Source organism: Deefgea tanakiae (genome assembly GCF_019665765.1).
GTDB lineage: Bacteria > Pseudomonadota > Gammaproteobacteria > Burkholderiales > Chitinibacteraceae > Deefgea > Deefgea tanakiae.
This window is the reverse complement of the sequence record NZ_CP081150.1, coordinates 229,010-239,965: the sequence shown is the minus strand read 5'-3', so window position 1 is coordinate 239,965 and position 10,956 is coordinate 229,010. Positions and strand designations below refer to the sequence as shown.

Genomic DNA, 10,956 nt, shown 5'->3' with positions numbered 1-10,956 from the left:
CAATTCACTTTCGTGAATCATTCTAATTTTAGAAACCAGAATAAAATACACTGCACAATACATCGTGCAATCCATAGAATTCTATTTTCTACTAGGTAGTTCCAGACCAAACTAATGGTGGAGGCTAACGGACTCGAACCGTTCACCCCCTGCTTGCAAAGCAGGTGCTCTACCAGATGAGCTAAGCCCCCAACTAAGGTGGTGGGTCAGATAGGAATCGAACCTATGACCCCCGCGTTATCAACACGGTGCTCTAACCAACTGAGCTACTGACCCATATCGTTGTCATCTCAATTCAGATTATTCATCTCAATCAATCCGACATTCTTCAAATCTACAGCCGATGAGTGTGAGTACTTAATTTGTTCGTCTTTCTCTTGAAAGGAGGTGATCCAGCCGCAGGTTCCCCTACGGCTACCTTGTTACGACTTCACCCCAGTCATGAATCCCACCGTGGTAAGCGGCCTCCTTGCGGTTAGCCTACCTACTTCTGGTGAAACCCACTCCCATGGTGTGACGGGCGGTGTGTACAAGGCCCGGGAACGTATTCACCGCGACATGCTGATCCGCGATTACTAGCGATTCCGACTTCATGCACTCGAGTTGCAGAGTGCAATCCGGACTACGATCGGTTTTGTGAGATTGGCACCCCCTCGCGGGTTAGCGACCCTCTGTACCGACCATTGTATGACGTGTGAAGCCCTGGTCATAAGGGCCATGAGGACTTGACGTCATCCCCACCTTCCTCCGGTTTGTCACCGGCAGTCCCATTAAAGTGCTCAACTAAATGTTAGCAACTAATGGCAAGGGTTGCGCTCGTTGCGGGACTTAACCCAACATCTCACGACACGAGCTGACGACAGCCATGCAGCACCTGTGTTACGGTTCCCGAAGGCACTCCTCTATCTCTAAAGGATTCCGTACATGTCAAGACCAGGTAAGGTTTTTCGCGTTGCATCGAATTAATCCACATCATCCACCGCTTGTGCGGGCCCCCGTCAATTCCTTTGAGTTTTAGTCTTGCGACCGTACTCCCCAGGCGGTCTACTTCACGCGTTAGCTGCGTTACTAAGCTCCGAAAAGCCCAACAACTAGTAGACATCGTTTAGGGCGTGGACTACCAGGGTATCTAATCCTGTTTGCTCCCCACGCTTTCGTCCATGAGTGTCAGTATTAGGCCAGGGGGTTGCCTTCGCCATCGGTGTTCCTCCACATCTCTACGCATTTCACTGCTACACGTGGAATTCCACCCCCCTCTCCCATACTCTAGCGAGACAGTCATAAACGCAATTCCTAGGTTGAGCCCAGGGATTTCACGTCTATCTTATCAAGCCACCTGCGGACGCTTTACGCCCAGTAATTCCGATTAACGCTTGGACCCTACGTATTACCGCGGCTGCTGGCACGTAGTTAGCCGGTCCTTATTCTTCGGGTACTGTCATCCCCAGTAGTTATTAGCCACTAGGATTTCCTCCCCGACAAAAGCGCTTTACAACCCGAAGGCCTTCTTCACGCACGCGGCATTGCTGGATCAGGCTTTCGCCCATTGTCCAAGATTCCCCACTGCTGCCTCCCGTAGGAGTCTGGACCGTGTCTCAGTTCCAGTGTGGCGGATCGTCCTCTAAGACCCGCTACTGATCGTTGCCTTGGTAGGCCTTTACCCTACCAACTAGCTAATCAGCCATCGGCTGCTCCAATAACGTGAGGCCTTGCGGTCCCCCACTTTCCCCCTCAGGGCGTATGCGGTATTAGCACTCCTTTCGAAGCGTTATCCCCCATTACTGGGTACATTCCGATGTATTACTCACCCGTTCGCCACTCGTCAGCGGTGCAAGCACCCTGTTACCGTTCGACTTGCATGTGTAAAGCATGCCGCCAGCGTTCAATCTGAGCCAGGATCAAACTCTTTCGTTTAATCTCTGTGCTAATTTTGTACTACTTGGCTTGCGCTCAAAACTTAAAGCGCCTCGATGTAAACATCGAGTTATTTCTCATTTGTGAATGCAAGCACTTGTTTGACTTGCAAATCAAGCACTCACACTCATCGGCTGTATTTTGTTAAAGATCAGTGGCTTAGACACCGAAACTTGCTTTAGAACCGCTTGTTTCGTTTGCTGTGTCAGCAGCAGAGAGGCCGAACTATACCCACGCCCCGCAGACACGTCAACACCTACCGACAAAGAAAATGGACAGAAGGCGATAAGTTGTTGATTTACATAGAAACCAACTTCACACAAAACTGAAGCAAAACTACAAAACCCAAAAGGCGCTTGCGCGTCTTTTGGGTTTATAGATGAGAGATTCTTATCAAAAAATGAAAACAGAAGCCAAAACCAGACAGTCCAAGCTCAAAATGGCAACCAAATCGCATTATATATATCTATATATCCCGCAATCTCTGTACAGCAACTCTTGATTCCCCTTGTTTCGCCCCTATGTTGTTTCAAACAATCAACTATATGGGCCGCGTGCCTCTGGAGTCTTATATGGCCAAAGTAGTAATGTATAGCACTGGCTATTGCCCTTATTGCGATCGGGCTGAGCGCTTGTTACAGCATAAAGGTGTTACTGATTTAGAAAAGATTCGTGTCGACCTCGACCCTAGCCAACGCGAAGTGATGGCCTCTCGTGGGCAACGCACCGTACCGCAAATCTATATTGATGATTTTCATGTAGGTGGTTTTGATGATTTAGCTGCACTCGATCGTGCCGGTAAACTTGATCCACTACTTAACAAATAGTACACAGTCGGTGGCATCAAAGCAGGAAACTATGCGATGATTTCAGCCGAACCTATTTAGAGTTCTTTTTATATAACAACCGCATCAATTAAGGGATGGATCATGAGTGAAGAAAACCAAGCAGTTGCAGCAGAAGAATCACAACAGCCAGTATTTGCCGTACAAAAATTGTACGTAACTGATATTTCTCTTGAGTCACCAAGTGCACCGAATGCATTTATGGAACAAGAGCAGCCAGAATTCAATATTCAATTCCGCAACCAAGCTCGCGGTTTTGACAATGGCTTCTTTGAAGCCAGCCTGACTGTGACTGCCACTGCAAAAACAGAAGACAAAACCATCTTCTTGGTTGAAGTAACTCAAGCTGGTTTATTCCAAATCGAAAACGTTCCTGAATCTGAAATGGATCCATTGCTTGGCATCGGTTGCCCTAGCATCTTGTTCCCATACTTGCGTGAAGCCGTTTCTGATTTGACGACCCGTGCTGGCTTCCCACCTCTCCTGTTGCAGCCTATCAATTTCGAAGGCATCTATATGCAACAACGTCAGCAAGCTGCTGAACAAGCCGCGAATGCACAAACCACTCATTAATTGGCAGGCGCTTTTGGCGCCGAGTCAACGAGTGATTGCCATGAGCCTACTTGCCGCATTGGCAAGTGGCGCTCAGGCGGTTGAATATCGCTCCACAGCACGTCACGGCGTCATATTTTACGATACTCCTGCCGACACATCGGCTAAACGCTTTATTCTGAGCGCTAATATTCCGTTCGAAGTGATGAGCGAACAAGGTGACTGGGTTCGCGTTCGTGACCGCGACGGTACACTGAGCTGGATTAAAAAGTCGGATGTCAGCACTCGCCGCTTTGTGCAAGTCAATCGCCTTAGCGATGTACGCCAATCGGCCGATAGTAATGCCCCTACATTGTTTAAAGTAGAACGTAATGTGCTGCTGGAACGCCTCGATGCCAGCAACACGGGCTGGATCAAAGTCAAACATCGCGATGGCCAAAGTGGCTACATTCGTATCGAAGACGTTTGGGGCGCTTAATTGCGCTCGCTACTTCGCAAAAACCTCACGAGGAACACACATTGAAACTCGCCGTTTTAGGTGCTGGCGCATGGGGAACCGCGCTCGCCATTCGTTTTGCTGATCGTCAAACTGTCAGCCTTTGGTCACGTGAAGCCGAACAAGTTGCCCAGATGCAAGCCACTGGCAGCAATGAGCGCTACCTCGCTAATGCTCCCTTCCCGAGCAATCTCACCGTCACCGCCTCACTTGCCGACGCCATCGCCGATGCTGGATTGATTTTGATTGTGACGCCGATGGCAGGATTGCGCAGCACACTGAAAGCGTTGCGCGAACTCGGTAGCACTGCGCCCGTACTTTGGGCGTGTAAAGGCCTTGAAGCCGGAACGATGAAATTGCCGCACCAAGTCGCGCAAGAAGAAATGGACGATGCAATCCCACGCGGCATGTTATCTGGCCCAAGTTTTGCGCAAGAAGTCGCCAAAGGCCTACCTGCGGCGGTTACGATTGCCTCCAGCGACGCTGATTTTGCCCAGCAAGTGGTACACGATTTAAATACGAGCGTGTTGCGCCTCTATGCCAGCGACGATTTGATTGGCGTTGAAATCGGCGCGGCGGTGAAAAACGTCATGGCGATTGCCGCTGGCGTGGCTGATGGGTTGAACCTTGGCCTGAATGCCCGCGCCGCACTACTCACGCGTGGTCTCGCTGAAATGGCGCGCTTCTCGACTGCGCTCGGCGGTAAAGCCGAAACGATGATGGGCTTGGCGGGGATTGGCGATTTGATGCTGACTGCAACCGGCGATTTATCGCGTAACCGCCGTGTTGGACTCTTGCTCGCGCAAGGTTTAAATCTGGACGAAGTCTTAAAAAACCTCGGCCACGTCGCCGAAGGCGTACCGACTGCACGTGAAGTAGTGAGCCAAGCCGCCGCGCTGAATATAGAAATGCCAATCAGCCGCGCCGTTTGCCAAGTACTGTTTGAAAACGTTCCGGTCAGCGAAATCATCACCGACCTGATGGGCCGCAGCCCGAAGATGGAAACGATGCAGTAAGGGTATTTAACTCTAGTCATTTATGCATAAGGGCTCTATTACAATACACATGAAAAAGCCACTCTATTGAGTGGCTTTTTCATTCGAAGATAAACGCACACCAAAGCAAGCATTTTTGTAGGTTGGTGCTGAGCTTGCGAAGCCCTACATTCAAGGTACACGTTGGGCTGCACTTCGTTTAGTCCAACCCACCAAGCGGTCGAAAATGATCTAGCAGGTTCGCAATTAATGAAAACAGATGAATATATAGTGCATAGATCAGGCCAGCCCCAACACCTAAGAATACACACATAATCAGCCTAGTCATTGGATCCATACCTGAAATATTGTCTGTTCCACTAAATACGCTGGGCGTCACCAAATGAACAAATGCCACAACACTTGGGGCAGTCGGAATTAAGGCTAGGCGGTAAACCCAATTAGATTTACGTATAAACCAACGCCGAAAAATGTGCATAGCTTTTGTACTAAGCATTATTTTTCAAGTCTCGCTTATTCAGAAACTCTGATCTCACTGAATAATCCCGCCACCCAAGCAAACCTCATCTTTATACAACACCATCGATTGTCCCGGTGTCATCGCCCATTGTGGTTCATCGAACACCAGCTTCACGCCGCCGTCGACATAGCTCAGCGTACATGCAGCGTCTTGCTGGCGGTAACGCGTTTTGGCGGTGTAGCGCCCTTCCGCTGGCGTTTCGCCCAAAATCCATGAGCAATCTTGCGCGATCATCGTGTTATTCAGTAGCAACGGATGATCGTGGCCTTGCACTACCAGCAGCTCATTGGTTTCCAGATTCTTGCCCGCAACAAACCATGGCTCGGTATTGCCTTTGGTGCCGCCAATGCCAAGGCCGCCGCGTTGGCCGAGCGTGTGGTACATCAGGCCTTGGTGCTCGCCCATCACTTTGCCTTCCGGCGTGACCATTTTGCCCGGCGTTTTCGGCAAATAACGATTCAAAAATTCGCGAAATGGACGCTCGCCGATAAAGCAAATGCCAGTGGAATCTTTTTTCTTCGCATTCGGCAAATTAATTTGCTCGGCAATCACGCGCACTTCTGTTTTTTGCAAATCACCCAGCGGGAACACCGCGTGGGATATTTGTTCTTGGCTTAAGCGATAAAGGAAATACGTTTGATCTTTGCTTTGATCGGCTGCGCGCAGCATTTCGGTGCGCCCGTCGGCACGCAAGCGTGTTTTCGCGTAATGGCCAGTCGCCAATTTCGCGCCGCCGAGCTTAATCGCAAACTCCAAAAACGATTTAAATTTGATTTCGCTATTACACAAAATATCGGGATTCGGCGTGCGGCCAGCCGAGTATTCAGCAAGGAAATGCGCGAACACGCGGTCTTTGTATTCGGTCGCAAAATTGACCAGCTCGATGTCGATCTCCAGCAAGTCGGCGACCGCAATCGCGTCCATGCTGTCTTCTTTGATCGAGCAATATTCGTCGCTATTGTCGTCTTCCCAGTTTTGCATAAACACGCCGTGCACTTCATGCCCCGCCGCTTTGAGTAAATGCGCGGCGACTGAGGAATCTACGCCCCCCGACAATCCAATTACAATTTTGCTCATTTCACTAATCCATCGAACTTTTGAACTTCATCGAACATCTGTAAAATCGCCAGCGGATAAGATTTACCCGCCAAATAATCATCCACACACGCCAAAATCAGCGGGCTGCGATGCTGTTCCGCCCGCGCAACCAGCTCATCGCGCGTCAACCACACTGCAGCCTCGATGCCTTCATCCGCCAAGCCCAGCACCAGCGATTCATCATGCTCACCCAGCTCGCCAGTAAAGGCAAAGCGCAAATACGTTAAATCCGTTCCCGGCACCGTCCATTGATACAGGCCTTGAAACGCGGTTGGCGTAAAGTGATAAGCTGTTTCTTCACGAGTTTCGCGCGCGCAAGCAGCGACAATCGACTCACCAAATTCAACATGCCCAGCAGGTTGATTGAGTTTGAGCTCGCCGTTAATACGCTCTTCGACCATTAAAAAACGGCCATCGCGCTCAATCACCGCCGCAACGGTGGCATTGGGTTTCCACATGGTGTGTCAATTTGAAATAGATTGGATTGGCTGATTTTACCTGAACGCAGCGTCACTTGGGGTTTGGTACAACATCAACACAATGTCTAGATAGGCGCGATATCTATAGGTATACAAACATAGTAATTATTTAACAATAGCTACAGTCATATACCCACAGAAATACGGCAATGTTCAGATTAGGTGTTGATGATTTTAAGTGCCTGCGGCACGGTGTTTTACAATCGCAACCCGCGATGGGGACTTACTTTTCTTGCTTCGCCAAGAAAAGTAAGCAAAAGAAGGCGACCCATATATCTGCACCGACTTCGTCGGTTTGATATGAGGGGTTTTAAAACCCCAACTCGACGAGTGCGAAACGATATCAACACCAAATCTGAACATAACCAGAAATACAATTTTAAACCATGGCATGCGAGCGAGAAAAGCTCACCCGATTACGTCATCAAGCCCATTCCAGCAGTGCTTTCTGAAGTAATTCAGGGCGGATGGGTTTAGTGAGGAAATCATCCATACCCGCATCCACGCAACGCTGCCGGTCTTCGGTCATAGCATTGGCCGTTAGCGCGATAATCGGCGTACGCGCTGATGCGCTTTGCTCTATCGAACGAATGCGTCGCGTGGCTTCTAAGCCATCCATTTCTGGCATTTGCATATCCATCAGCACGAGATCAACGGTTTGTTGGGCCATAATTTCCAAAGCGATCTGCCCATTATCAGCGCAAATCACGGTGTGGCCTTGGCTTTCCAGCAATCGTTTGGCAACCAGTTGATTGAATGGATTATCTTCGGCCAACAAAATACGCAGTGGGTTTGGCGCGGGTACTCTGATCGGCGTTGCAGTCACTGCGACGGGCGCAGCAAGCTGTGGCCACAATAATTCAAACTGAAACGTCGAGCCAGCCTCCGCATTGGCCGTTGCGGTCAGCTCGCCCCCCATATTGCGCACCAAACGCCGCGCAATCGTCAAGCCCAAACCCGTCCCCCCATACGCGCGAGTGAGAGAGTTATCGGCCTGCACAAAAGCTTCAAAAATATGCGGTAGGCGCTCGGCGGAAATACCAATCCCAGTATCATGCACCGCAATCTGTAATTGACACGACGACCCCGTCGATTGAGCAATCACGTCTAACTGCACATAACCTTGCTGGGTAAATTTAATCGCATTGCCTAGTAAATTCACCAACACTTGCCGCAAGCGTAGCGCATCGCCTAGCAAATAGAGATCTTGCTCGCCTTGGTAATTCAGCACCAAGCCGATGCTTTTATTTTGCGCTGCTGCGCGAAACATTTGCCGCATTTCCTGCAACAAATCCAATAAATGAAAAGAGCTAGCGACAATATCGAGACAATCGGCTTCGATTTTCGACAGATCCAGCACATCATTGACCAGCGCCAGCAGTAGATCAGAGGAATGGCTAATCACTTCGACGCTTTCTTGCTGATTGGGCAATAAGGGTGTTTGCTCAAGCAAATGCGCCATCCCCACAATGGCATTCATCGGCGTGCGGATTTCATGGCTCACATTGGCAATGAATTCACTTTTGGCGCGATTCGCTTGCTCAGCAGCATTACGCGCCTGTGCTAATTCTTCGGCCAAGCGAGTTTGGTTTAATTCGAGCACCAAACTTTCTACAACCGTCTCGTGATAAATCTGAGTGCTTTTTAACTGGATTATGAAAAAGAAAAGCGCCATTCCCGCCAGCGTTAAATCAAGCGGCGAATGATTGAATAGGCCATTCAACATCATCGGTAAACTGACCGCAAAGGAATAGGTCCGCATCACCGACGTAATGGTGCCTAAAACGGGCATAGAGCCAACGGCGAGTGCCGTGAAAATCAAGGCCGTAAATACCTTCAGGTCAGGCGACCCAGCCAGCATCATATACGTGCCACCGACCGCCCAGATAACGCTGTTAATGGTCACGCCAACAACATGCTGGTGTCGCCAACCGGCCATTGAATATTGCTCATGATGAGTCTGAAAGCGCCGTATTCCCCATAGGGCGTACAAGGAAAAAGTACAAGCGATGCCCCACCATAGACCCAGCAAACTCATCGATTGGGTGGCGTGATACACATAAAACAAAGCCGATGCGGCAACAATACAGACAACTGGACCACTATTTGCGTTGCGATAGCTCAGCGCAGTGGTTCGCTCCAAAACAGCCGGATCGTTTGAACTAATCGCCATGAATCAATTTTCTCTCTTGCTCGCTACGCAATGGGCTTCAATATGTATATGCCCATAGTCATTGATTAATAATGACTGCAGGCATATACCCAAACGCAAAAAATTACATCGCTTCTAAAACTTTAATCCCAAGCAGATTCAAGCCAGCGGCCAGCACTTTGCCGGTTAAATCACACACTTTTAAACGCGACGCATTGGTGACGCCATCTTGATTCACTGGGCAGTTTTCGTAAAAGCGCGAGAACATCGTCGCCACACTATATAGATATGCACACAACAAATGCGGTTGGCTGTCTTTGGCAACGGTATGAACGACATCACTAAAGCGTGCCAATTCTAGCGCCAAGGCGTGCTCGGCTGGCTCGGTCAACACAATCGCTGCGTTTTGATCGTAGTCTGTCACTTTGCGGAAAATACTTTGCACGCGGGTGTAGGCGTATTGCAGATACGGCGCGGTATTGCCCTCAAAACTGAGCATCGAGTTCCAGTTAAAGATGTAATCCGTGGTGCGGCTTTTCGACAAATCGGCGTATTTCAAAGCACCGATACCAACGGCATTGGCGATATCACGGCGAGTGGTTTCGTCCAAGCTTGGGTTTTTCTCAGAAACCAAGGCAAACGCACGTTCTTGCGCTTCGTCGAGTAAGTCGACCAATTTCACAACATCGCCCGAACGCGTTTTAAACGGCTTGCCGTCTTCGCCCATCATCGTGCCGAACGCGATATGTTCTAAGGACACGCTTTCTGGTGCGAATTTGGCCTTTTTCGCAATCGTGAACAATTGTTGGAAATGCAGCGCTTGGCGTGCATCAACGACGTACAAGCAACGATCAATTTTCAACTCGCGCACACGGAAACGGATCGCGCCCAAATCGGTTGTTGAATACAAATAACCGCCGTCTTTCTTTTGAATAATGCTTGCTTGCGGCTCGCCGTCTTTGTTTTTGAATTCGTCCAAAAACACCACTTGCGCGCCTTCGCTCTCGACCAGCAAACCTTGCTGACGCAACTCATCAACAATAATTGGCAAATCAGCGTTATAAAAACTCTCACCGCGCACGTCGCCATCATTGAGCAAGACGTTCAATTTTTGGTAAACCGCGTTGCAATGCGACAGTGATACTTCAACAAAACGCTTCCACAACGCGTTGACCTCAGCATCGCCGCCTTGTAGTTTCACTACATAATCACGCGCGGTATTGGCAAAGGTTTCGTCTTCGTCAAAACGCGCTTTGGCGCGGCGATAAAAACCTTCCAAATCTTTCAGGGCGATATCGGCATTGCCTTCTTGCTGCTGCTCGATCAAAAACGCCACAAGCATCCCGAACTGCGTACCCCAGTCACCGACGTGATTTTGGCGAGTGACGTTCATACCAACAAAAGCCTGCACGCGCGCCAAAGCATCGCCAATAATCGTCGAGCGCAAATGACCGACGTGCATTTCTTTGGCCAAATTGACCGAAGAATATTCAACCATCACGTGCTGCGCGGGGCTTTGCTCAACGCCAAGATGTTCGTCTTTCAGCGCAGTCTCAACGTAAGCGGCTAAATACGCGTTATCGAGTTTGATATTAATAAAGCCGGGACCCGCGATTTCGAGCGCACTGGCGATGCCAGCCAAATCCACCGCATCGATAATCTGTTGCGCCAATTCGCGTGGGTTCAGCTTTAAGGCTTTCGCTGCGCCCATCACACCATTCATTTGGTAGTCACCAAACTCAGGACGGCTCGCCGCTTGCACCAGCGGCTGGGCATTGGGCGCACCAACGGCGATCAAAGCCGTGGCAAAACGAGAATTCAACAGGGGTAATAAAGACACAGGCAGCTCCGAGCAAACGCCATGATTTGGCAGAAATCTGCAAATCACCGCGTTAAATAATAAAT

Annotated in this window: 8 protein-coding genes, 2 tRNA genes and 1 rRNA gene; 4 read left to right on the top strand and 7 right to left on the bottom strand. The window is 49.6% G+C overall.

The window, feature by feature from the left end; all coding sequences use genetic code 11:
- Nucleotides 1–115 precede the first annotated feature (115 nt).
- From K4H28_RS01165 to K4H28_RS01155, 3 genes are all read right to left on the bottom strand, one after another.
- A tRNA-Ala gene (locus tag K4H28_RS01165) sits at nucleotides 116–191 on the bottom strand.
- 8 nt (nucleotides 192–199) lie between these two features.
- Nucleotides 200–276: transfer RNA gene (locus K4H28_RS01160), tRNA-Ile, on the bottom strand.
- Nucleotides 277–380: 104 nt separating this feature from the next.
- A 16S ribosomal RNA gene (locus tag K4H28_RS01155) occupies nucleotides 381–1,914 on the bottom strand.
- 572 nt (nucleotides 1,915–2,486) lie between these two features.
- Between K4H28_RS01155 and grxC the strand changes: the two genes are divergently transcribed.
- The 4 genes from grxC to K4H28_RS01135 all read left to right on the top strand — a co-directional run bounded on the left by grxC (nucleotide 2,487) and on the right by K4H28_RS01135 (nucleotide 4,823).
- Complete coding sequence (gene grxC / locus K4H28_RS01150) at nucleotides 2,487–2,741, top strand: glutaredoxin 3 (protein WP_221006455.1); 255 nt, start codon at nucleotides 2,487–2,489, stop codon at nucleotides 2,739–2,741.
- A gap of 102 nt (nucleotides 2,742–2,843) precedes the next feature.
- Nucleotides 2,844–3,332 (top strand): protein-export chaperone SecB, encoded by a 489-nt coding sequence (gene secB, locus K4H28_RS01145; RefSeq protein ID WP_221006454.1) that lies wholly within the window; start codon nucleotides 2,844–2,846, stop codon nucleotides 3,330–3,332.
- Nucleotides 3,333–3,372: 40 nt separating this feature from the next.
- On the top strand, nucleotides 3,373–3,789 hold the full coding sequence (locus K4H28_RS01140; protein WP_221006453.1) for an SH3 domain-containing protein: 417 nt from the start codon (nucleotides 3,373–3,375) through the stop codon (nucleotides 3,787–3,789).
- Nucleotides 3,790–3,830: 41 nt separating this feature from the next.
- A complete protein-coding gene (locus K4H28_RS01135) occupies nucleotides 3,831–4,823 on the top strand; it encodes an NAD(P)H-dependent glycerol-3-phosphate dehydrogenase (protein ID WP_221006452.1) in 993 nt (330 codons plus the stop codon).
- A 511-nt stretch (nucleotides 4,824–5,334) separates the two neighbouring features.
- Here K4H28_RS01135 and mnmA read toward each other — a convergent pair.
- The 4 genes from mnmA to argS form a co-directional block, all read right to left on the bottom strand.
- Nucleotides 5,335–6,399 (bottom strand): tRNA 2-thiouridine(34) synthase MnmA, encoded by a 1,065-nt coding sequence (mnmA, locus tag K4H28_RS01130; protein ID WP_221006451.1) that lies wholly within the window; start codon nucleotides 6,397–6,399, stop codon nucleotides 5,335–5,337.
- Entirely contained in the window at nucleotides 6,396–6,878 is a 483-nt protein-coding gene (locus K4H28_RS01125) for an NUDIX hydrolase (protein ID WP_221006450.1), read from the bottom strand. Before K4H28_RS01125 ends, mnmA begins: the two co-directional genes overlap by 4 nt.
- Nucleotides 6,879–7,323: 445 nt before the next feature.
- On the bottom strand, nucleotides 7,324–9,072 hold the full coding sequence (locus K4H28_RS01120) for a response regulator (protein ID WP_221006449.1): 1,749 nt from the start codon (nucleotides 9,070–9,072) through the stop codon (nucleotides 7,324–7,326).
- A 103-nt stretch (nucleotides 9,073–9,175) separates the two neighbouring features.
- Nucleotides 9,176–10,891, bottom strand: coding sequence for an arginine--tRNA ligase (argS, locus tag K4H28_RS01115; RefSeq protein WP_221006448.1), 1,716 nt, complete (start codon nucleotides 10,889–10,891; stop codon nucleotides 9,176–9,178).
- Between the last annotated feature and the right edge of the window lie 65 nt (nucleotides 10,892–10,956).